The organism is Lactobacillus amylolyticus DSM 11664 (assembly GCF_000178475.1).
GTDB classification, from domain to species: domain Bacteria; phylum Bacillota; class Bacilli; order Lactobacillales; family Lactobacillaceae; genus Lactobacillus; species Lactobacillus amylolyticus.
Genome location: NZ_ADNY01000049.1, coordinates 16681 through 37412 on the forward strand (window position 1 = coordinate 16681; position 20732 = coordinate 37412).

23 protein-coding genes and 1 pseudogene are annotated in these 20732 nt (G+C 38.4%); 5 read left to right on the forward strand and 19 right to left on the reverse strand.

The window, feature by feature from the left end; translation table 11 throughout:
- Positions 1-3: 3 nt before the first annotated feature.
- From ychF to rsmG, 6 genes are all read right to left on the reverse strand, one after another.
- Positions 4-1104 (reverse strand): redox-regulated ATPase YchF, encoded by a 1101-nt coding sequence (gene ychF / locus HMPREF0493_RS05765; RefSeq protein ID WP_006352392.1) that lies wholly within the window; start codon positions 1102-1104, stop codon positions 4-6.
- Positions 1105-1174: 70 nt separating this feature from the next.
- Positions 1175-1435 carry a DUF951 domain-containing protein gene (locus tag HMPREF0493_RS05770; protein ID WP_006352393.1) on the reverse strand — a complete coding sequence of 87 codons (261 nt, stop codon included), beginning with the start codon at positions 1433-1435 and terminating at the stop codon, positions 1175-1177.
- A complete protein-coding gene (locus tag HMPREF0493_RS05775) occupies positions 1428-2312 on the reverse strand; it encodes a ParB/RepB/Spo0J family partition protein (protein WP_006352394.1) in 885 nt (294 codons plus the stop codon). Before HMPREF0493_RS05775 ends, HMPREF0493_RS05770 begins: the two co-directional genes overlap by 8 nt.
- Positions 2290-3069 carry a ParA family protein gene (locus HMPREF0493_RS05780; RefSeq protein ID WP_006352395.1) on the reverse strand — a complete coding sequence of 260 codons (780 nt, stop codon included), beginning with the start codon at positions 3067-3069 and terminating at the stop codon, positions 2290-2292. The genes HMPREF0493_RS05775 and HMPREF0493_RS05780 overlap by 23 nt, the downstream gene beginning before the upstream one ends.
- Positions 3070-3082: 13 nt before the next feature.
- On the reverse strand, positions 3083-3916 hold the full coding sequence (noc, locus tag HMPREF0493_RS05785) for a nucleoid occlusion protein (RefSeq protein ID WP_006352396.1): 834 nt from the start codon (positions 3914-3916) through the stop codon (positions 3083-3085).
- A 13-nt stretch (positions 3917-3929) separates the two neighbouring features.
- Entirely contained in the window at positions 3930-4652 is a 723-nt protein-coding gene (gene rsmG / locus HMPREF0493_RS05790) for a 16S rRNA (guanine(527)-N(7))-methyltransferase RsmG (protein WP_006352397.1), read from the reverse strand.
- Between the two features lie 163 nt (positions 4653-4815).
- Between rsmG and HMPREF0493_RS05795 the strand changes: the two genes are divergently transcribed.
- Positions 4816-5352, forward strand: a complete 537-nt coding sequence (locus HMPREF0493_RS05795) for a CvpA family protein (RefSeq protein ID WP_006352398.1) — start codon at positions 4816-4818, stop codon at positions 5350-5352.
- Between the two features lie 62 nt (positions 5353-5414).
- Here the strand turns inward: HMPREF0493_RS05795 and HMPREF0493_RS05800 are convergent, their stop codons facing one another.
- The 6 genes from HMPREF0493_RS05800 to HMPREF0493_RS05825 form a co-directional block, all read right to left on the reverse strand.
- Positions 5415-6353, reverse strand: coding sequence for an FAD:protein FMN transferase (locus tag HMPREF0493_RS05800; protein WP_006352399.1), 939 nt, complete (start codon positions 6351-6353; stop codon positions 5415-5417).
- Positions 6354-6362: 9 nt separating this feature from the next.
- A complete protein-coding gene (locus tag HMPREF0493_RS05805) occupies positions 6363-7151 on the reverse strand; it encodes a tyrosine-protein phosphatase (RefSeq protein WP_040457306.1) in 789 nt (262 codons plus the stop codon).
- 92 nt (positions 7152-7243) lie between these two features.
- Positions 7244-7792, reverse strand: coding sequence for an NADPH-dependent FMN reductase (locus tag HMPREF0493_RS05810; protein WP_006352401.1), 549 nt, complete (start codon positions 7790-7792; stop codon positions 7244-7246).
- 11 nt (positions 7793-7803) lie between these two features.
- Positions 7804-8343 (reverse strand): NADPH-dependent FMN reductase, encoded by a 540-nt coding sequence (locus HMPREF0493_RS05815; RefSeq protein ID WP_006352402.1) that lies wholly within the window; start codon positions 8341-8343, stop codon positions 7804-7806.
- A gap of 138 nt (positions 8344-8481) precedes the next feature.
- Positions 8482-9108, reverse strand: a complete 627-nt coding sequence (locus HMPREF0493_RS05820; RefSeq protein ID WP_040457308.1) for a TetR/AcrR family transcriptional regulator — start codon at positions 9106-9108, stop codon at positions 8482-8484.
- A gap of 126 nt (positions 9109-9234) precedes the next feature.
- Positions 9235-9465, reverse strand: a complete 231-nt coding sequence (locus tag HMPREF0493_RS05825) for a hypothetical protein (RefSeq protein ID WP_006352404.1) — start codon at positions 9463-9465, stop codon at positions 9235-9237.
- An 82-nt stretch (positions 9466-9547) separates the two neighbouring features.
- Between HMPREF0493_RS05825 and HMPREF0493_RS05830 the strand changes: the two genes are divergently transcribed.
- The 3 genes from HMPREF0493_RS05830 to pulA all read left to right on the forward strand — a co-directional run bounded on the left by HMPREF0493_RS05830 (position 9548) and on the right by pulA (position 15504).
- A complete protein-coding gene (locus HMPREF0493_RS05830; RefSeq protein ID WP_006352405.1) occupies positions 9548-10960 on the forward strand; it encodes a C69 family dipeptidase in 1413 nt (470 codons plus the stop codon).
- Between the two features lie 464 nt (positions 10961-11424).
- Positions 11425-11676: a hypothetical protein gene (locus HMPREF0493_RS05835; protein ID WP_006352407.1), complete on the forward strand. Its 252-nt coding sequence runs from the start codon at positions 11425-11427 to the stop codon at positions 11674-11676.
- A 246-nt stretch (positions 11677-11922) separates the two neighbouring features.
- The gene (gene pulA / locus HMPREF0493_RS05840) at positions 11923-15504 is read left to right on the forward strand and encodes a type I pullulanase (RefSeq protein WP_040457309.1); all 3582 of its coding nucleotides are present in this window, start codon (positions 11923-11925) and stop codon (positions 15502-15504) included.
- Between the two features lie 276 nt (positions 15505-15780).
- On the opposite strand, the gene HMPREF0493_RS09375 is transcribed toward pulA, so the two are convergent.
- The 6 genes from HMPREF0493_RS09375 to HMPREF0493_RS05870 all read right to left on the reverse strand — a co-directional run bounded on the left by HMPREF0493_RS09375 (position 15781) and on the right by HMPREF0493_RS05870 (position 19722).
- On the reverse strand, positions 15781-16167 hold the full coding sequence (locus tag HMPREF0493_RS09375; RefSeq protein WP_421831102.1) for a hypothetical protein: 387 nt from the start codon (positions 16165-16167) through the stop codon (positions 15781-15783).
- A gap of 130 nt (positions 16168-16297) precedes the next feature.
- Entirely contained in the window at positions 16298-16501 is a 204-nt protein-coding gene (locus HMPREF0493_RS09085) for a hypothetical protein (protein ID WP_006352410.1), read from the reverse strand.
- Positions 16502-16744: 243 nt separating this feature from the next.
- A complete protein-coding gene (locus HMPREF0493_RS05855) occupies positions 16745-17419 on the reverse strand; it encodes an ABC transporter ATP-binding protein (RefSeq protein ID WP_006352411.1) in 675 nt (224 codons plus the stop codon).
- Positions 17420-17421: 2 nt separating this feature from the next.
- The gene (locus HMPREF0493_RS05860) at positions 17422-18483 is read right to left on the reverse strand and encodes an ABC transporter permease (protein ID WP_006352412.1); all 1062 of its coding nucleotides are present in this window, start codon (positions 18481-18483) and stop codon (positions 17422-17424) included.
- On the reverse strand, positions 18483-19013 hold the full coding sequence (locus HMPREF0493_RS05865; RefSeq protein WP_006352413.1) for a TetR/AcrR family transcriptional regulator: 531 nt from the start codon (positions 19011-19013) through the stop codon (positions 18483-18485). The genes HMPREF0493_RS05860 and HMPREF0493_RS05865 overlap by 1 nt, the downstream gene beginning before the upstream one ends.
- Positions 19014-19119: 106 nt before the next feature.
- Entirely contained in the window at positions 19120-19722 is a 603-nt protein-coding gene (locus HMPREF0493_RS05870) for a histidine phosphatase family protein (protein ID WP_006352414.1), read from the reverse strand.
- A gap of 153 nt (positions 19723-19875) precedes the next feature.
- Between HMPREF0493_RS05870 and HMPREF0493_RS05875 the strand changes: the two genes are divergently transcribed.
- Positions 19876-20619, forward strand: coding sequence for an alpha/beta hydrolase (locus tag HMPREF0493_RS05875; RefSeq protein WP_040457310.1), 744 nt, complete (start codon positions 19876-19878; stop codon positions 20617-20619).
- Here HMPREF0493_RS05875 and HMPREF0493_RS09380 read toward each other — a convergent pair.
- A pseudogene (locus tag HMPREF0493_RS09380) lies at positions 20616-20732 on the reverse strand (peroxide stress protein YaaA); the annotation flags it as partial. The gene HMPREF0493_RS05875 and the pseudogene HMPREF0493_RS09380 sit on opposite strands and share 4 nt — an antisense overlap.

Sequence of the window (20732 nt, forward strand, 5' to 3'; positions counted from 1 at the left end):
CTCCTAGACATTGAATCTAAATTCAATAATGTCACCGTCTTGAACCACGTAATCCTTACCTTCAAGACGAAGCTTACCTGCTTCCTTAACCTTTTGCATTGTTTCAAGCTTATCTAAGTCATCGAATGAAACAACTTCGGCACGAATAAATCCACGTTCAAAGTCAGAGTGAATAATTCCGGCAACTTGTGGTGCCTTCATTCCTTGATGGAAAGTCCAAGCACGGGTTTCTGGACCACCAGCAGTAAAGAATGTTCTAAGGCCTAAAATATGGTAAGCAGCACGAATCAAACAGTTCAAGCCTGGTTCTTTAACGCCTTCCATTTCAAGCATTTCTTGCTTTTCATCACCATCAAGACCAGCGATTTGTTCTTCAGCAGATGCGGAAATACCTAAAGCTTCAGCACCTTCACTTTCAGCATGCTTCTTAACGATTTGGAAGTATTTGTCGCTTTCTGGATCAGCCATTGAACTTTCAGCAATATTTGCAACATAGATAACTGGCTTAGCAGTAAGCAAGAACAAGCCTTTAACAATCTTTTGTTCATCCTTGTTGAAGTCGATTGAACGAGCAGCCTTGCCTTCTTCCAAAACTGGCTTTAATTTTTCAAGCACAGCCATTTCAGCCTTAGCTTCCCTATCGCCTTGTTGAGCAATTTTCTTAACCTTGCCGATTCTGCGGTTAACAGCATCAAGGTCGGCAATTGCTAATTCCAAGTTAATGGTATTGATATCTTCCTCTGGATCAACCTTGCCAGTTACAGAAGTGATGTTGTCATCGTCAAAGGCACGAACAACGTGAATAATCGCATCTGTTTGACGAATGTTTTCAAGGAACTTGTTACCAAGACCTTCACCCTTTGAAGCGCCTTTTACCAAACCAGCAATATCAGTAAATTCAAAAGTAGTGTGTACGATCTTCTTAGCAGGAATCAATTCTTGAATTCTAGCTAAACGTTCATCAGGAACTTCAACCATCCCAACATTTGGTTCAATAGTAGCGAATGGATAGTTGGCCATTTCAGCTCCAGCTTTAGTGATTGCGTTAAACAAAGTTGACTTACCAACGTTTGGCAAACCAACAATACCAGCAGTTAATGCCATTTTTATCCTCGTTTTCTTTATCTAAAATTTTCTTATATCTATACTTTATAACAATTATTGCCTTTTTGTCTTAAAAGTTTGGCCGACGCAGGTTTTCTTTTGGCAAATAAAATTCTTTCTTTTTATTCACCGGATCATTTGCCTTTGTCAAAACTTTTTTAAGCTTGCGATTAAACTCTGCGCGTGGCATCATAATCGTCCGTCCACAGCCTAAACATTTGAGCCGGATATCTGCACCTAAACGCATGATTTCCCAATTATTTTTTTGACAAGCATGTGGCTTTTTCATTTGAACCGTGTCAGCCAAAGCATATTCTTCATTTTTAATCATCGAGATCAACGCCTAAAATATCCAAAATCCGATTCAATTCATCAGTTGAGGCAAAGTCGATTGATAAATGACCTTTACCTTTTTTGGACTCAGAAATATTTACATTTAAGCCAAATTTATTAGCCAATTGACTTTCGCTTGCCCGAATAAAAGCAGATTTGCGAACTGTTTTCTTTCTTGGCTTCTTGGAATTGATTTGGGCAACCAATGCTTCAACCTTCCGCACTGGCATCCCTTGTTTGACAACTCTTTTGGCTACTTCATCAATCTTGTCTTTATCCTTCAAGCCAAGCAAAGTTCTTGCTTGACCCATTGATAACTCGCCATGTTGCAGCAAACGCTTGGTTTTGCTAGGCAAAGTAAGCAAACGCAAATAATTGGCAATATATGGACGAGATTTGCCCATGCGCTTGGAAACTTCTTCTTGAGTCAGACCCAGGTTCTTTTGCAGCATTTCATAAGCCTGTGCTTCTTCAAGTGGCGTCAAGTCTTCACGCTGCAGATTTTCCAACACGGCAACTTCCATCATTTGGCTTTCGTCAAAATTGCGGATAATTGCTGGGATAGTCTTCTTCTTGGCTAATTTAGAAGCACGGCAGCGTCTTTCACCAGCGATAATTTCATAACCATTAATTGACTTGCGAACGATAATTGGCTGAAAAACGCCGTTTTCTTTAATTGAATCAGCAAGTTCCTTTAAACTCTTATTGTCAAAGTTTTTTCTTGGTTGGTAAGGGTTGGGACGAATCTCATCTAAAGAAAGATCTTGTACTTCTTCGGTCGTATCGATTTGCGGTTCATCTTCAAAAAGAGCTTCAATTCCGCGACCTAAACCGCCCTTTTTTCTATGTTCTTTACTTTTTGAGTCTCTTGCCATGAGCTTTTAGCACCTCTCTTGCTAAATCATCATAAACCTTAGCTCCACGAGAACGTGGTGCATATTCCGTAATCGGTTGACCGTAACTTGGAGCTTCCGCCAATTTCGTGATTCTCGGAATGATTGTCTTATAAACTTTTTTATTAAAGTAGGATTGAACTTCCTTAACGACTTCCCCACCCAGATTAGTACGTGCATCAAGCATTGTCAGCAAAACGCCTTCCACGCCAAGATCCTTATTGAAATGCTTTTGAACCAAACGAATGGTATTCAGCAATTGGCTCAAACCTTCCATAGCGTAATATTCACTCTGCACTGGGATCAAGATTGAGTCGGATGCAGTGAAGGCATTGATTGAAAGCTGACCTAGAGATGGCGGACAATCGATGAAGACAAAATCATAGTCATCATCTACAGCATCAAGGGCTGACTTTAGCCGCGTTTCACGGGCCATCATGCTAATCAATTCTGTTTCAGCCCCTGACAGATTAATCGTTGCTGGCACGATATCCAGTCTCTTGGTAGAAGTATGGTGAATCGTTTCTTTTAAAGGAATTTCATCAATCAAAACATTGTAGACATCTTGATCAATTGATGATTTTTCAATTCCTAAACCAGAAGTAGCATTTCCCTGAGGATCGATATCAACAATCAAAACTCGATATCCACGTTCCGCAATTGAGGCTGCTAAATTGATGGTAGTAGTGGTTTTGCCAACTCCACCTTTTTGATTGGCAACCGAAATTACACTTACCATATGTTCATGCCCCCTACTTTCTCTTTAATTCAATAGTAATGCGATAATCGTCAGGATCATTGTTTTCTTGGACTCTAACCTTGATTCCTGAATCCTTGGCCAATTTAACCGCCTGCTTAATCGTGTTGATTTGAACCTTTAAATCTTTTGGCATCCGGCGTGCAACCCGCGTTCTCTTCTCAGACTTGACCTGATCCTTCTTCTTAAAGTAGCCATCGACGTCTTTGGCAATTTCTTCGGTTTCTTTAACATTCAGATTATTATCCAAAATTTCGTCAACCATTCGGCTCTGATCTCTTTCGCTTAAGCCAACCAATACTCGACCATGACGGGCAGAAATCTCACCGCTGGCTAAATAGCTCTGCACCTTTGGCGTTAATTTCAAAAGACGCAATTTATTTGCCACATAAGATTGGGACTTGCCCATATTCTTAGCAAGCTGCGTTTGGGTCAAATTGTTGAGCTTCATCAAATTTTTATAAGCCTTAGCTTCATCGATTGGATTTAAATTTTCCCGTTGCAGGTTTTCGATCAAAGCTAGCGATGCTGCTTGATCATCATTCATGTTATTGACGATTGCAGGGATCTTTTCCCAGCCTAAGCTTTGGGCAGCCCGGAAACGTCGCTCACCAGCAATAATTTCGTAGCCGTATTCATTTTCACGAACAACGATTGGCTGAAGCAGTCCCTCTTTATCAAGAGTTTGAGCCAATTCTTTAATTGATTCTTCTGAGAATTGACGCCGTGGTTGAAACTTATTAGGCGTGATTTTGCTTAATTCAATATCCTGAATTTGTTTGTTTTTTGGAATTTCATCACGGTGTTTGTTAAAAGAAAAAAGTGACATGCTACTTCCTCCATTACTTTATTGGTTTGCGCCGTGGAGTCCCTGCCTGGCGTGGGTATTTTTTCGGCGTTTGTTTAATCTTTTTAATTAAAATCAGGGTCCGTTCCTCGTTACTATTTGGCAAAGTTAATTCGGTTTCGCTAACTTTTTCTCCGCCTAAAACTTGGATCGCCTTGCTGCTTTCTTCCAGTTCGCCTTCAACCTTTGGACCCTTCAAGGCTACAAAATAGCCGCCTTTTTTAACCAAGGGCAAGCAATATTCGCTTAAAACCGTCATGTTGGCAACGGCTCTTGCAGTCACAAGATCAAAATGCTCGCGGTAAAGCTTATTCTGACCAACATCTTCGGCCCGGCCGTGAACCAATTCAACTTCACTTAAGCCTAGTTTGGCAATTAATTCTTTTAAGAAAGTCAGTCTTTTGGCAAGTGAGTCAACGATTGTAATCTTTAAATCTGGCAGCAAAATTTTTAACGGAATTGATGGAAAACCTGCACCAGCACCAACATCACAGAGAGTTGCCCCTTTAGTAAAGACATCCTTAAAAGTAAAAAGTGGCGTAATGCTATCAAAGAAGTGCTTTAAATAAACATCTTCTTTGTCAGTGATTCTGGTCAAATTAACATGTTCGTTAGTTTCTACCAAATCTTTAAAATATTGTTCAAATTGTGTTTTTTGCTTGTCTGTTAAATCAAAATTATGTTTTGCTAGTTCTTGGACAAATTGCTCAGGATTCATATTTCACCCGTGAAACCGTGTTTCACACTCTATCAATTTAACGCCAAAAATGGCGATTAGTAAAGCTAAATCATCCTTACAATTATGAAGTATTTTAGCCTAATCGTCAAAGTCTATCCTCTAGTAATAGGTTATAATATACGGCAAAGGAGAAAATAACGATATGATTGTCACATTAATTGTTTTAACTTATCTGGCTTGGCAAGCTTATAAAGGCTATAAAACTGGCTTCATGCACTATATCATCAGTTTGATTTTTGGGGCCATCGTCTTTATGATTGCGATTTTCCTTCAAAATCCATTTGGAAATTGGCTGTACACTCAATTTAGCGGACACCAAATTGCGACGAACACGACGACGGAAATTAATTTGATGATTGCCCGTTTTGCAGCTTTCTTTATCATCCTCTTCGTTGGACGGATGGTAGTTAAGCTGTTCAAGAGTTGGATTCCAAGCAAAAATCCGCATGCAACCAACTTAGGAAGCTTATTAGACAGCATCTTAGGAGCCCTTTCTTCATTAATCGCAGGCTACTTCTTCGTTTATGTTGGTTTATCAATGTTAAACGCCGTACAACTGCCATGGTTTACGCAACAAACCATTGATTCCAGCTTCCTGCGTTTCATTATTTACAACACGCCGGGACTTTCAAATGGCGTCTTCAACAGCGTCTTCAGTATCGGAAAAGCAGTCGGATAAATTAGAAGATAAAAATAAACCCTCGGATTGGATCATGAGTTCAATTCGGGGGTTATTTTTTATCAAAAATTATCGTAAACGACACGCTCATCGTTATAAACAAATACCGCGCCAAGTCGATCTGGATTATCGTGCCAGCCTGCAATTGGTTTTCCGGCAAAGAAAAGTCGCTTGCATTCGATTTCAGCTTCGACAGAATCTCTCGTAAAGGTCGTTACTCCAGCCAAATCGGTCTTAACCGGATAGCCAGTCCGCGGATCAATTATGTGGTGGTATTTTTTGCCATTAACAACCAAATAGCGTTCGTAGGTACCACTGGTTACTGCCGAACATTCTGGCACCATCACGGAAGCAATATTTTCGCCGCGCGGTTCTTTAGGATCTTGCACGCCAATCGTCCATTGACCATTTGGCCTCTTCGGCGAAGCGCCAACTAATAAAATATTGCCGCCTAAGTTAATAATGCCGCATGCTCCATATGCACGCCACAAATCGCGGATTCGGTCAGCTATCCAGCCCTTTGCAATGACGCCTAAATCCAGTTCCATTCCTGCTTTGGTCAAAAAGACGGTCTGATCCTCGTCGTTTAATTCAACATTGAATGAATCCGTCAGCTTCATTCTTTCTTTAATTTGAGCATCGGTTGGCACATGTGCGCCTTTAAAGCCAATATGCCACAGTTTAACCACCGGTCCGATTAAAGCATTAAAGCCAAAATTTTGCCGGCTCTCTTTTACAGCCAATTTAATTAAAGAATAAGTGCCGCTTGAAACTTGAACTCGCTCTTTTCCCGCAGCATGATTGACATCCATTACTTCGGAAACATCCCGATTTACCGTCAACAGATCTTCATAATGATCAATCAGGTCAAAAGACTTTTGCAATAAATCATCAAAATCATGATCTCTGCCGAAAATCTGCAAAGTGATGGAGGTGCCTAAAGCATGATGATGACCAACAACTTGTTTTTTAGCTAAATTTTCAACAATTTCTTTTTCCATAACTCTGCCTTACTTTTCTAAATAAAGCTCACGCAAAGCATCACGCATCTCGGGCGTTACTCCGATTTGATTTTGCAAAAAGCTATCTAGACCGCCATACTCTTTTTCAACCGTAATTAATGACGTATCTAAAAAAGCATCACTCACGGAACCTAAAATTCTCATATTTGCACGGAATTCCAAGTTTTCGCCTTTTTGTTTAAAAATTTTGTCTCGTTTTGCCCGGTAATGGTTAAGCATGTAATTTGAGTACAGGTAATCCTGCCGAATTGTTTCTAAATCAACGCCCAATAAGTATAAGATAATTACCGCGATGATTCCTGTCCGGTCCTTTCCTTCAGAGCAGTGAAACAAAACCGCGCCATCAGGCGTATTGACGAGCAACTCCAAAATTTGACGAATCGTATTCTGCGCATGCTTTTTTGAAACATAACCATGATAATGATCGCACATCATTCTAAAACCAGCATATTGATCATGACGGTATTCTTCAAATACTTTCGCAATGTCCTTCTTACCACCATTAGTATTGTCTTCATCCGACAGTGGCATGGCAAAATGCTGAACGCCAGGAATTGGATGGTCTGGACATTTTTTATATTCTAAAGGCGAGCGCAAATCGATAATTTTGCTTAAGCCATATTCCTGCAAAAATTTTTCATCTTTAGCCGAAATCTTGTTGATTTTTCCAGTCCTTAGCAAGCGATGACTCTTCACTTTGCGTCCTTCAAAACCAATATAGCCGCCTAAATCACGCGGATTACAGACTGAACTTACTGGCAATACATTTGGCTTCACTGCGTGCACTCCTCTCTTAGTCCCATAAGTAAAAAGTCTGGGACTATTGTCTCAGACTTAATTTTACAACTAGACCAGATTTTCTGGCAAAATTATTTGTTTGCTTGTTCAACGAACTTAATGAAGTTAGCCATCATGCTATCCAATTGCTTAATATAAGTTTCGTTGGTTAAGTCGCCGGTTTCTTTATCAAAATTATTGGCAGCTCTGCCGATCAAAACTTCATTGCCTGGCAAAACATTTGCGCTCATATCAGGTGAAAGCAAAATTTCACGTGCATCTTCTTGAGCACGGCCAGCACCTTGAGCACCATAAGAGGTACCCACAACTGCAGCAGGTTTCATCTTCATCGCATTTGAACCGGCATGTGCACCTAACCATTCCATTGCACTCTTCAGTGAAGAAGGAATAGCGTGGTCGTATTCAGGAGTAGTGAAAATTACACCATCAGCGTTTTTAACATCTTCAATCCATTGCTTGGTTACAGCATCTGGTTCATCAGTTCTACAAAATGGTTTAAGTTGATCAATTTCTTTAACTTCAATGTCGGCTTGATCGCTATAACGTTTGGCAATAAAGTTTGCTAAAAAGCGGTTATATGAAAAAGGAGCATTCGTACCAACAATTGCTAATAATTTCATTTCACAGCCTCCTACTTAGTAATTTGAGCATACCAACTGTCAATTTCATCGAAGAAGTGGTTCAAGAACTTGATTGTACCTTCATCGACCAAGTTGCCATTTTCATCAAATTGTTTTGGTGCAAGGCCCATCATGAATTCATCACCATTAAAGACTTGAGCGCCAAATCCCGGTGAAAGCAAAATTGTCTTTAACCGAAGTTGTGAACGGGCAGCACCTTGGGCAAATGGTGAAGTTGAAACAACTACAACTGGCTTGCCACTAAATGGGTGAACTGCACTTGATAACCATTCCAAGGCACTCTTTAATGCACTCGTTACTGAGTGTTGTTGTTCAGGTAATGCGATCAAGACCATATCTGCCTCTTCGATTTTTTTGCCTAAATCTAAAATAGCAGCTGGAGCATCAACGCCTTCTTTGAATAAAGGCAAACCTTTCACTGAAACCACTTCAAAATCATATTTGTCTGCGAAATGCTTAGCGATAAATTTTAACAAAGCTAAGTTGTATGATCCATCAGCATTTGAACCAGATAATGCTAGAATTTTCATAAAACCACCTTTCAATTTTTTCTTAATCTATGCTCTTATTATAACTTACAGTTTAGAAGAAATGTAAGCCTTATCCTTTTAACAACAAGGGCTCGAAAAAAATAAAAAGAATATTTTTTGCACCTTTATTGGATAGAATTAGGCCAAGTTGTCTTTCAAAGAAGCAGCTTCGTCGGCAACAAACAATGAATTCTCTTGAGCACTGATATCAAGCCGATCGTTAAGCATAGCGTCGTGAATTTGAGCGTTCAAAACATTGATAATTTGTTCTTGATTGAAGGTTGCAATCTTGTTAATAACCAAGGCTGCAATACCTGTAGTTGAGATCCAGTTTGCAATAACAATGTCAGAAATTTTTTCATCACTGTAGTGTGCATCTGGATATTGCTCTTTAAATTTTTCAATTCCAAGATCCATTAATGTGTCAGAAATGATCTTGCTGCCAAATTTTCCATCAACAAACATCGCACGGAAAAGCTTTACATGATTTTGTGAGAAATTGATGTAGGCTAAATCCAAGTCGATCAATGGATCACCAGTAAATTTTTGTTGCAAGATCTTGCTTCTCAACTTGTCAGAAATTCGTTCCAAAACTAAAGAACGAATTTCGTCCATATTACTAAATTCTAAATATAAAGGTTGCGTAGAAAAATGTCCTTTCTTAGCAATTGCACGTGCAGTTAAGCTGTCAAGGCCATTTGAAACTGCCATTTTGTACGCAACATCGAGAATTTTATCTCTACTAATTTCTTTTTTTCTTGCCATTTTCATTTACCTCAATAACGTAAATCAGTGCACCCTTTTTAAAACGCCTGTTATTTTTAGCTCATATCTATAATATAACCATTAAATAACAATTGCAAGTGGCAAGATAACAGTAATTGAAGTTTTTTATAATCTCTTAAATAGCGATGAGCCGTCGTTTGAAGTAAATTTATCGTAGTTTGAATTAACCATTTCAATAACTTCTTGTTTATCTAATCCTTGAGAAGCAGCAAAAGAGAAAAAGGCTGCAGATAAGATGTAGCCACGTTCACGATCGTCGGTTAAGTTATCTGTAAATTCCATATTAATAGCGTGGTCAGCGTAGTCAGTACTGATCTTGATTGATTTGTTTTCCATAATATTACCTCGTCTTAATAAAAATTAATTTCGTTTTAAGTTACAATTATTTTATACCTAACTATAGAAAGAGTGAAACTGAATGACAACAAAAATCGAACGTTCTTCATGTACTTCCATCTTAATCGGTAAAAATGCATCCCTATCTGGCAGCGTTATTATTGGACGCAACGAAGATGCTAAAACTGCTTGGCCTAAGCACTTGGCTTTTAATCAGCACGAAACAGGATTAAAAAACAATATCTTCAAATCTAAGGATAACAAATTCGAAATTAAATTACCTAATGAAAAATACTCATATTCATCAACGCCTGAATGGACAGACAAATATGGCGTTTTTGAAGAAGATGGCATCAACGAATACCATGTGGCAATGAGCGCAACCGAAAGTGCTTATGCCAATAGCCGCGTTTTAGCCGTTGATCCTTTTGATGAAGAAAAAGGAATTTTGGAAGAAGCAATGGTTACCGTTGTCTTGCCATATATCAAAAGCGCACGTGAAGGCGTAAAGCGTCTGGGCGAAATCGTTGAAAAACATGGCGCCGCCGAAGCTGACGGAATTTTATTCGGCGATCGCGATGAGGCCTGGTACATGGAAATCGGTTCCGGCCACCATTGGGTTGCTCAAAGAATTCCCGATGATTCTTACACGGTTGTCGCCAACCAGTTGGCAATTCAGGAGATCAATTTCTTCAGTGACGACTTTATGTATTCCAAAAATATTAAGAAATTTGTTGCTGAAAATCACTTATGGCCAGAAGATGTTCCTTTCAATTTTAGAGAAATTTTTGGAACCCACGACGACAGCGACTTGCATTACAACACGCCAAGAGTATGGATTGGTCAAAAGCTTTTGACCCCATCGGTTAAGCAAGAGCCGCAAAGTTTTGACTTGCCTTTTATCAGAAAACCGGACAAGCCAATTTCTATTCAAGACGCACAAGCTGTTTTAAGCAATCATTATCAAAACACGCCTTATGATTTGACCAATCCTAAGAACAAAGACAACGCTACTTTCCGTCCTATATCAGTTGCTACAACGCAAGAGTCGCATTTGCTGGAATTAAACGGCGATAAAATGGTGCACTGGCTTGCCATGGGTGTAGCTGCACAAAGCGTTTACGTTCCATTCTACCCGCAAGGCACCAAGGTTCCTAGTTCATATAAATATGGCAAAGAAACCTACACGACGAATTCTGCCTATTGGGTCTTTAAGCTTGCCAGCATCCTGGTTGACCGCGACTGGAGCAAGTATGGAACGGCATTGGGCAACGCGCAGACTGAGGCACGTGATCAAGTAATGCGAATTCGCGCGCAATATGATCAAAAACTAGCAAAGGAAAAAGCTCAGGATAAACGTATCAACTTAATTAATAAAGCTAACGAAAAGATGGCCAAAACGGCAACAGACATCTTCAGAAAATTATCAGCCAAATTGATTACTGAACAAACTGGCGATTCACCACTGCGCTTTAAAATGGATCCTAACTTATAAGCAGTGATGGATTTGGCTGAGGACGAACAACAGCTTATTTCTAAGTTGTTAACTGATGTTGGAAAGACAATAATAATATTATTACTGATCCTGTTAGATTTTTAATTCAAATCCATCTTGATCATATTAATAATAAAGCTCAGGAATTAAACATCATTGAAGATAGGCATACTTTGTTTGTAATGCACAATAAGGCCAATTCTGATTATGATAGTTTGCTTTTCTTACTACTGATTTAAGCACGAAGGCATGGAAATCAGTGGCCTTGAATAATACTGATAAATTTGTCCAGTCCGCAAACAGTGAATCTTATAAGCTATTTTTGTCGTTTGTTAATGCGAAAAATAATGACGTACTGAAGAACATCTCTTTTGGTCAATGGAACAAATTAATTGAAAATCAATCACTTTCACTTTCAATGTCATCTTATAACACTTAATGATGACAAGTTGGAAAGAATATCAATGAGTAACGGTGAAGTTGAAACTAATGAGTTAGAATTTGATAATTCTGAAAGTAAAATTGACGAAAAAGAAATGCTATTGGAATCAATATCAAATAAACTTGATAACTTAACTCAAAAGCTTGAAATTGAAGAAAATACAAGTGAAGACGATGATGATAATGATTTAAGCTTTTGGCGTGGTACAGGTGATTTGGACTCACAAACATATAGAGATAGCATGATCTCTGAACTTGAAAATGCAAAAAATTAATAATAACCTAATCAAATTTTTTAGATTGTTAAATTAAAAAGGTTGATAATCAACATTTTTTAGATGCTGATAAATCAACCTTTTTCTTTTTGAAATATAAAAACGATTAAAATAAATCCGGTTTTTCATATGCACAAATACAGATTAACATACAAATTGTTAGCGGTAACATACACATTCGCTATTGTTGATGAAAGCGCTTTAATATACACTTATTCCGGAATATTCAAACAGGAGGAAACTATAATGAATAAAAATAAAAACCGTTACAGTGGAAGTAAATGCGTATTTGTTTGTGCATCAGCCATTTTGAGCCTTTGGCTTGGTGCAACTTGGACTAACAATGTTAAAGCCGCTGAAGTTGACGCAAATCAAGCAGCAAACAACACCGAACAAACACAGCAAATACAACATCCTGCAACGGCTAATAACCAAGATAAAACAAAAGATGCAGGTAATCAAGCTACACCTACTGCAGCTGAGCAAAATAATGCGCAACCAGCAGCAAATGCAGAAAGTAGTGCTTCAGCTCCTGCAACACCTCAATCTGATACAGAAACGGTAAAGGACACAACTAAAGTTGTTATTCACTATCAAGGTGATGGTACTAAATGGGTACCTTATGTATGGGGCAAGAATCCAAGCAGTACTGGTGTTCAATATAAGTGGGACGGCAAGGATGATTATGGTTATTATGCCAACATTACACTCGATAATGATGAACAAGAAGTAGGAGTTTTGATTAAAGGTACAGACTCCTGGGATAAAGATGGTACAGGTGCCGACCGTTCATTGACTGTTGACGATAATGGTAAGGCTGAAGTTTGGTACAAAGCAGGTTCTGATGCTAGTCAGGATGTAACTCCAAGCTATAATTCAGCTAAAATAAAAGTTCATTATCATGGTAATCCTGATGCAACAAGTCTTAATTACTGGACTGATACTGATCAAAGTAAAAAGACGGTCTCATTATCAAAGGAAGACGATGATGATGAAATTGGTAGCTTTGACTTGTCAGGCCAAACATTTAGCAAGATTTATGTTTCACCAATTGGTAGTGATACTGAGACTAGAGAATTTACTCCGCTTCCAGGCGATGGAACTACTGATATTTATTTAGTAAATAAAGATACAACGGCTTACTACACACCAAGCTTTGCTTTAGCACCAGAAAGCTTAGCTTCAGCTTCAATGGAATCAAGCAATATAGTAGATATAAAGACTGCTAAAAAGATGACTGCAAAGGAAGCTGAAGCCATCTTAAAAATGAACAATAACGAAGTTGTTGATGTATCCGCAGTTGACGCTGATCAAGATGGCAAGAGTAAAGAATTTAAGATTACCACAGCCAAAGATCTTGATATTTTAACTAATAATCAAATTGGAATTTACAACAACTTTAAGTATATCGATATTGGCAAATACGTCAGATCCGATGCATTCGATGCCAAATATTACTATGGCGGCGATGATTTAGGTGCAACTTACACTCAAGAACAAACCCAATTTAAACTTTGGGCACCAACAGCTAATAATGTTGCTTTGAACTTATATAACTCATTGGATAATGCCTCACCTGCAACTAAGACATTGGCCATGATTCGTGGTGATAAGGGTGTTTGGTCAGCAACTGTTCCAGGTGATTACAAGAATTGGGCATATGATTACAGCTTAACCTTCGGTGATGGTAGCAAGACTGAAAGTAATGATCCATACTCAAAGGCAGTAACCATCAATGGTGTTCGTTCAGTTATTGAAGATTATGATGCAATTAAACCAGATGACTTTAATAGAATGCCTCCATTCTCAAGCCCAACTGATGCAATTATCTATGAAACCAGCATTCGTGACTTTACGAGTGATCCAAACTCAGGTATTAAATATGACGGTAAATATTTAGGCATGATTGAATCAGGCGTAACTCCTGATGGCCAGGTCACTGGTTTGGATTACTTGAAGTCATTAGGCATTACTCATGTTCAAATTATGCCAATGTTTGACTTCGCAAGTATTGATGAAACTAAGAATGATGGAACTTATAACTGGGGTTATGATCCTAAGAACTATGATGTTCCAGAAGGAAGTTATTCAAGCAATGCAGCTGATCCAACCACAAGAATCATGGAAATGAAAGAAATGATCAACGGTTTGCACAAGGCCGGTATTAGAGTAATCATGGATGTTGTTTTCAACCACGTATACTCACCAAATGACCAAGCCTTGCAAAAGACAGTTCCAGGTTATTACTTCGAATACGATGATGATAACAATATGGTAAATGATAGTGGTTGTGGTAATGATACTGCCAGTGAACGCCTGATGATGAGAAAGTATATCTTGGATTCAGTTAAATACTGGGCTGAAAACTACAACATTGACGGCTTCCGCTTTGATATTATGTCATTGCTTGATACTACTACCATGAATGATATTCGGGCTGAATTAAATCAGATTGATCCTGGTATGCTTCTTTATGGTGAAGGCTGGGATATGAGAACCACCAATCGTGATATCGGTGCTGGTCAATACAACGCAGATAAAATCCGTTCAATTGGCTTCTTCAGTGATGATATTAGAAACTCAGTAAGATCTAATGAACCAACTTACGCTCCAGGTTTGGTTATCGGTGATGGAAAAGAACAAACGTATGAAGCTGATGCTAAGAAGTTTATTGCCAGCTACTTGGGTGGTAAGGACTTAGCAATTCCTGGTGTTACTTGGCAGATTCACCCATATCAATCACCAAGTCAAACTATCAACTATGTTGAATGTCACGATGGCCGTACTTTGTATGACTTGTTGAAGTGGGCTTTACCAGGTGAATCTAAAGCTAATATTATTAAGCGTGATAAATTAGCAACGTCAATGATCATGTTGGCCGAAGGTGTGCCATTCGTTGATAGTGGCCAAGAAGCTTTAAGAACTAAAAAAGGAAACGATAATAGTTACAATGCTCCAATTTCAGTCAACGAAATTAATTGGGAACGTGTCAAAAAACATCAAGATCTTGTTAACTACTTCAAAGAATTAGTTAATGTACGTAAGAGTCAACCTGCCTTAAGATTGAACAATTATGATGAAATCGCTAAGACAGTAAAGACAGTCAATGCTGGTGAAGGTGGTATCTTTACTTTCGCTTACAAAGAAAATGGCAAGACACTTTATGTAGTATTTAATGTTAACGATAGTAATGCTAAATTGAATGATGTTGATTTGTCTAAAGCTGATAAGTTGCTAGACAGCGATGGAAATGTTGTCTTAGGCAAGACTACAACATTGATGCCACTTAGCACGTTGATTGCTGTAGTTCCAGATGAAACTCCAGTAACCCCTATTGATACTGGTAATACTGGCTCCATCACTAATACTGGTTCAGCTGATTCATCACAAATTCAAAGCAATGGTGATACTGATAAGCTTTTATCAGCTCTTGATATTGTCTTAACTCATAATGCTTATATCTATCAAAATGATGGAATTACTACTCTTAAAGAAAATGGTAAGAACATTGTCCTTAAATTGGGTAAAACTATTCATGCTATGAACAATGGTCAAATCTTTACCTTCAACGGTAAGAAATTCTACCAAATTGGAGAAAATAAATACGTCAAAGTTAACAATACTTTGAAACGCAAAGTTTTGATCCATAACGCTTTTGTTTACACAAAGAGTGGTAAGGCCATTAAGAAAGGCTACAAGCATATTATTCTGAAGAAGGGCACAATCTTGACACTGGATAATGATAAGATTGTTACTATCAAAGGTAAAAAGTTCTATCGCATTGGTAACAATAAATATGTCAAAGTTGCTAATGTTAAAAAGGATTAATTGCTATTCATAATCTTTTCTCCACATAATTACAAAGCTCTGAATCTAATTAACCATTTACTTAATACTTAAAATTATTTTGGAACAAAAGTGTCTGGAAAAACTAACTGATTTCCGGGCATATTCAAAAAATCGAAATTGCTTTTTAGCAGTTTCGATTTTTTCTTTTCTCTATTTTTATCCGATTATTAAAAAAGCCCATTTATTGAGCTCTTCTTTGCCAGTATTTGCTTAAGTTCATGGTCATAAACATCAATCCCTACATCTGTTGCCGCTTTATTTTTGCCTCACAGATGAGTTCGACGTATGCCAAAACAGTTCTTCATGTGCCCGAAGATTGGCTCTACGTCTGTCTTTCTGCAGCCGTAGATTCGTCTGCCTTCTTCGCTTTGAAGAGCTTTCTTTGCTTTTTCTTTTAAATACTTCTTGCCAGTCAGTGTAGCAGTCATCGCATTGAATAATTATACTCGCTGCCTGAATATTGTAGTCTGGCTTGAGCTGGCCGTTTTTCATGTGATCCTCTTTCATATGCATAAAGATAGCGTCATGATCGGTTTTGGAATAACTGTTGCGGCCATCAAAAATCTGCTTGGCTTGTTCATACTTTTGTGCACGAGGAATATAATCCTTGCGCAGACGATGCAGGCTCTTTCTCAATTTCATCGCTAAGTCTTGCAATTTCTTGCTCGGTTTCTTCTGCCAATATCTCCATGCCGGTACTGGTTTGAATTTCTTCTTCCCGCATTGCCCGGGCCATATTCTTGGCAATTAATTCATCGTAAAAAGCCATTGCCTAAGTTTTGAGCTTGATTCCGTCAATAAAAATTGCCTCTTCGCGGATTAATTCTTCTTCTTGAAGCATATTAACAAAGTAAACAAAGCTTTTTTTAATCAACCGATTGGCATGCTCACTTGAACGGAAGTTGTTAGTTGTGTGGTAGGAAATGCTTCTTTGTTCGGCTAAAGCCATCAGCTGGAATCGAATCAACGAAATCATTAATGACGTTGACGAGATGATTTTTAGGAATGGAAAAATCCAAGTTGAGTGTTAAAGCAGTCAGGCCTGTGATATAATTTTGATACATGATTAAGTCCACCTTTTTGTTTTTATTTTGTGGTGATTTAATAATATCAAGGCTTGGACTGAAAGTACACAAAAAATGCGCTAAGAGAGAAATCTCTTAGCGCATTTTTGTTTAGGTCAGGGAATTAGTTTTTCCCAGACACTTTTTATATTCAACTACTTTTTCTTGGTCATTTGTCCGTCCATCATCTCATAAATATGATCCGCATATTTTTCAAGACGAGGATCGTGCGTAACTAACATGATTGCTTTGTTGCGTTCTTTGGCCAGTTTTTTGAACAGCTTGCCAACTTCTTCTACATTTTGCGTATCCAATGAAGCTGTAGGCTCATCTGCCAAAAGAATTTCAGGATTAGCATATAGTGCCCGCGCAATTGCTACTCTTTGCTGCTGACCACCGGATAATTCATTAGGATATTTTTTCACCAATTTTTCAATTCCTAAATCCTTAAGTAATTTTGCCAGATCATCCTTAGACAGATTGTTTTGCTTTTTGACCTTATCAACCAAAATAAATTGTTCGGCCACGCTCAAATATGGTACCAAGTTGTAGGCTTGCAAAACAAAGCCGATTTTGTTCAAGCGCAATTTATTGCTTTCCTTGGCTGAAAACTTGGTAATATCTTCGTTATTAATTAACACTTGGCCAGAAGTTGGCTTTTGAAGAGAACCAGCAATGGTTAAAAACGTACTTTTACCAGCGCCGGATGGTCCCATAATTAAGACCACTTCTCCTTTATCAGCTTCAAAGTTGACATCCTTCAAGGCTTCAACTTGAGCGTCGCCTTTACCATAGACTTTTTTTACATCTTTTAATTCAATTACTGCCATTTTTATGCTCCAATCGCTTGTGCCGGATCAACTTTCAAAATTGATCTTACTGGAATCAAACTGCCGATAATGCCCATCAAAAGCATGCCGACCGTACCAACAACCATGATTGCCGGACTAAAGTTCATTGGAACAGTAGCTGGCAATAAGACTGCCGTCAGCCACATTGCAAGAAGAGCAATGATTACGCCGCTAGCCATCAAAATAATTGATTGACTGATTGTAGCATTAACCAAAGTCTTTGATGGAATACCTTGTGCACGCATAACTGCGAAGTTGTGCAATTTTTGCATCGTCAAAATGTACAAGAAGACTGCTACGATGATTAATGAAATAACGAATAAGAAACCAATCATCAATTCAAAAGTCATGTTTTGAGCTGAATAGCCTGGCAACTTGTTAATGACAGTCTTAATGTCATATGTCTTCGCATTCTTGTGATTGAACTTATAATTGCTGTTTTGTGAGATGATTGCTGAAGTTTTGACATTAGGCATGGTTACCTTTAATTTCTTCCAGGTAGCCATTGAACCATAAACAATTGGGCTAATGTTGATCTTGGCATTTTTAAGAAAGCCAACTATCTTGTATTTCTTCTTCGAATCATTCAAAGAAATTTTGTCGCCTAATTTATAGCCCTTTTGTTCGAAGGCCTGGTCAACCGTAACTTCATTGTTTTTCTTAGCCTTGCGACCAGAAACTACTTCTTGGTCTTTATAAATGAACTGATCCTTATCGATCCCCAAGAATTGTGCAGACATTGACGGACGATTCTTGGCCTTAGCTACAAAAGGCGTTAAGCCAACGTATGCCTCTTTTTTGCCTACTTTAGCATTTTTAAGATCAGTCTTGGTTAATACCGACTGACTCATGCTAATATTGGAATTTTTATTCAAAACAACTTTTTGTGCTTTCCAAGATTCAATCGCCTGGGTATTTTCATCAGCCAATCCTAGAGCCAATGAAGAAAGCATGAAAATTAAGTAGCTGATCAAAAAAATCACCAAAATGATCAAGCCGTAACGCATTTTTTCACGCCTTATTTCCTTAAAAGCTAAAAACATTACCTTTTACTCCCTCTATCTATCAAATACAGACTTTCTTTGAATCGTTTCAGATTCTTTTCTCTATTTTCGGGATCAACGAAAACAGAATTGATAACTTCATGACTCAGAACCATTGCGCTCCACATTTCAGGGCTCATTTTCAGCAGCTGCTCAGAGTTGGTCTTCATCGCACTGGGAAGAGCAGCCTCATTGCGCAGCATATGCAGCTTCATCATTGCCTCATACTTGCTGTGCTGCGTTTCTGAAATAAACTCACAGACTCGATCATAGAAAAATGCTGGGTCAAATTTTTCCGATGGATGCATATTCATATGAATCTCTTGAATTGCAATTCTGTACAAATAAGTATATGCATCGGTCAAATTATCGAAGTATTTATAAAACGCGCCTCTGGCAATATTGGCATCCTTAACAATTCTAGCTACCTGTGCATCAATTAAAGCGTGATTGCTAAATTCGTGCAGCAAAGCCGCAGTTATACGCTTTTTCTTCTCATCCGGCAAATTTAAAAAAGTTTGCTTAACCATCAAACAAGCCTCCCTTAAATGACACTCCGTCATCAACTATCATTATGATAGAAATAAGATGACACGATGTCAATATTTAATTACAAAAAAGCCGGAAAATTCCAGCTTAAGCGAGTAACCGATTGTAGTAAAACAATCTGGCAATACCATCGCGCACTTCAAACTTAGTTAATCCACAGTTATCCATCGTATCGATTTTGTCCATATCACCATTAGTCAAATAATGAGCAGCCATCATTCTAATTAATCTGCCGTGGGCAACTACTAAAACATTTTTATCAGAATACTTACGATACATTTCGTCTAAAAATTCGCTGCAGCGCTTGTCAAATTCTTCGTAAGTTTCGCCATTTTTAGCGTATTTAACGTAATCGCGGTTAACCTTGCCCCAAGGATCGACAACATCGGGATATTTGTCTCCGATCTCTTCCATCTTCATGCCATCCCAGTCGCCAAAGTCAAACTCAAGCAGGCGCTTATCAAGTTTAATTTCTTTACGGCCTTTAGTAAAAATCTTGGCAGTTTCTACAGCGCGCTTCATTGGACTTGAATAAACCACGTCGAATTCATTTTCATCAAAGTTAGCGGCAGCCTTTTTGGCATAATTGCGTCCGTCAGTCTCATTAAGTTCCGCATCAACAAGGGATCCTTGCAAGCGGTTGTCTTTATTAACATCAGTTTGACCGTGTCTGATAAATACTATTTCCATCTTTTCAACTCCCGTTCTTAACTAGAATTATCTTACTATCTTGTGTACTTTCTTTCCATTTTTTTAACTATTTTAAATATAAAATTTGCTTATTTAACATTTAAAAAGTATACAATATTATTAGAAAGATAAATGTTAAAGGAGCTGATGACAATGGGACGCATTACAATTCAACGCGATGGTTTAACCTTGGTAGGCGATCGTGAAGAACCATTTGGCGAAATCTATGATATGGCAATTTTGATGCATGGCTTTACTTCCAGCCGCAATACTGACTTGCTTAAGCAAATTGCCGATAATTTGCGCAATGAAAATGTTGCCAGTGTCCGCTTTGATTTCAACGGTCACGGCGAAAGCGATGGCAAGTTCGAAGATATGACCGTGGTAAATGAAATTGAAGATGGCAAAGCTATTTTGGATTACGTCCGAACTGATCCGCATGTTCGCAACATTTTTTTGATCGGCCATTCTCAAGGCGGAGTAGTTGCTTCAATGCTTGCCGGTCTTTACCCTGATGTAATTAAAAAAGTCGTCTTATTAGCACCTGCGGCTCAATTAAAAGATGATGCATTAAAAGGCAGCACTCGCGGGGCTACCTACAACCCTGATCGCATCCCTGCCAACGTACCTTTTGGCAATAAAAAATTGGGCGGCTTCTACTTAAGAACTGCTCAAGTATTGCCAATTTATGAAATTGCTCAGCGTTATACCGGCCCTGCTTCAATTATTGTTGGTTCCAAGGATGAAGTAGTTGATCCTAAATACAGCAAGAAGTACGACGAAGTTTACGCTAACAGTGAATTGCATCTAATTGAAAATGCTGATCACAGCTTTACTAATGAATACAAAGATCAAGCTGCTCAACTAGCCGCTGACTTTGTCAAACCATTATTTTAATGCCGCTTAAAGTCAAAATTGGTACGAAAGACAAAATGATCCTTTGTACTGTTTTCCGGTGAAAATTGAAAATCGAAATCATGAAACTCCTGCAAGTGCGCGGGAGTTTTTAT

Bases quoted from the DNA above. Each gene is read 5' to 3' on its own strand.
- HMPREF0493_RS05830 (WP_006352405.1), top strand. From the start codon at position 9,548: ATGACAACAAAAATCGAACGTTCTTCATGTACTTCCATCTTAATCGGT.
- HMPREF0493_RS05870 (WP_006352414.1), bottom strand. From the start codon at position 19,722: ATGGAAATAGTATTTATCAGACACGGTCAAACTGATGTTAATAAAGAC.
- HMPREF0493_RS09085 (WP_006352410.1), bottom strand. From the start codon at position 16,501: ATGATTTCGTTGATTCGATTCCAGCTGATGGCTTTAGCCGAACAAAGA.
- HMPREF0493_RS05815 (WP_006352402.1), bottom strand. From the start codon at position 8,343: ATGAAAATTCTAGCATTATCTGGTTCAAATGCTGATGGATCATACAAC.
- HMPREF0493_RS05875 (WP_040457310.1), top strand. From the start codon at position 19,876: ATGGGACGCATTACAATTCAACGCGATGGTTTAACCTTGGTAGGCGAT.
- HMPREF0493_RS09375 (WP_421831102.1), bottom strand. From the start codon at position 16,167: ATGAAATTGAGAAAGAGCCTGCATCGTCTGCGCAAGGATTATATTCCT.
- HMPREF0493_RS05860 (WP_006352412.1), bottom strand. From the start codon at position 18,483: ATGTTTTTAGCTTTTAAGGAAATAAGGCGTGAAAAAATGCGTTACGGC.
- pulA (WP_040457309.1), top strand. From the start codon at position 11,923: ATGAATAAAAATAAAAACCGTTACAGTGGAAGTAAATGCGTATTTGTT.
- HMPREF0493_RS05825 (WP_006352404.1), bottom strand. From the start codon at position 9,465: ATGGAAAACAAATCAATCAAGATCAGTACTGACTACGCTGACCACGCT.
- HMPREF0493_RS05770 (WP_006352393.1), bottom strand. From the start codon at position 1,435: ATGATTAAAAATGAAGAATATGCTTTGGCTGACACGGTTCAAATGAAA.
- HMPREF0493_RS05855 (WP_006352411.1), bottom strand. From the start codon at position 17,419: ATGGCAGTAATTGAATTAAAAGATGTAAAAAAAGTCTATGGTAAAGGC.
- HMPREF0493_RS05865 (WP_006352413.1), bottom strand. From the start codon at position 19,013: ATGGTTAAGCAAACTTTTTTAAATTTGCCGGATGAGAAGAAAAAGCGT.
- ychF (WP_006352392.1), bottom strand. From the start codon at position 1,104: ATGGCATTAACTGCTGGTATTGTTGGTTTGCCAAACGTTGGTAAGTCA.
- HMPREF0493_RS05775 (WP_006352394.1), bottom strand. From the start codon at position 2,312: ATGGCAAGAGACTCAAAAAGTAAAGAACATAGAAAAAAGGGCGGTTTA.
- HMPREF0493_RS05800 (WP_006352399.1), bottom strand. From the start codon at position 6,353: ATGGAAAAAGAAATTGTTGAAAATTTAGCTAAAAAACAAGTTGTTGGT.
- HMPREF0493_RS05810 (WP_006352401.1), bottom strand. From the start codon at position 7,792: ATGAAATTATTAGCAATTGTTGGTACGAATGCTCCTTTTTCATATAAC.
- HMPREF0493_RS05795 (WP_006352398.1), top strand. From the start codon at position 4,816: ATGATTGTCACATTAATTGTTTTAACTTATCTGGCTTGGCAAGCTTAT.
- HMPREF0493_RS05835 (WP_006352407.1), top strand. From the start codon at position 11,425: ATGAGTAACGGTGAAGTTGAAACTAATGAGTTAGAATTTGATAATTCT.
- HMPREF0493_RS05820 (WP_040457308.1), bottom strand. From the start codon at position 9,108: ATGGCAAGAAAAAAAGAAATTAGTAGAGATAAAATTCTCGATGTTGCG.
- rsmG (WP_006352397.1), bottom strand. From the start codon at position 4,652: ATGAATCCTGAGCAATTTGTCCAAGAACTAGCAAAACATAATTTTGAT.
- noc (WP_006352396.1), bottom strand. From the start codon at position 3,916: ATGTCACTTTTTTCTTTTAACAAACACCGTGATGAAATTCCAAAAAAC.
- HMPREF0493_RS05780 (WP_006352395.1), bottom strand. From the start codon at position 3,069: ATGGTAAGTGTAATTTCGGTTGCCAATCAAAAAGGTGGAGTTGGCAAA.